The 237-nt window shown below is 69.6% G+C and carries 1 pseudogene; it reads left to right on the forward strand.

Features of this window, described 5'->3' with window-relative positions:
• Positions 1-54 precede the first annotated feature (54 nt).
• Positions 55-237, forward strand: a pseudogene (locus SB764_RS44465) (alpha/beta hydrolase); the annotation flags it as partial.

Raw genomic sequence — 237 nt, forward strand, 5'->3', positions numbered from 1 at the left:
GTATTGATATCGCCTACGGTGGCGGGCGCGCCCGAAGCGGCGCTGGCGCCGGGGATGCAGGCGTTGATGAGGCTGTTGAAGGCCGCCGAGGCGGATCGCGACATCGACCGCCTCAATGCGCTCAAGGCACGGCTGTTTCTGGATGGTCCGCTGGCCGCGGAAGGCCGGGTCGGCGGCGAGGTCCGCGTGTTGTTCCTGGATATGAACGGTCGGGTGCTGCGTGCCGCGCCGGCGGGC

The sequence above is a fragment of the Paraburkholderia sp. SIMBA_027 genome, assembly GCF_046535315.1.
Lineage (GTDB): Bacteria > Pseudomonadota > Gammaproteobacteria > Burkholderiales > Burkholderiaceae > Paraburkholderia > Paraburkholderia tropica.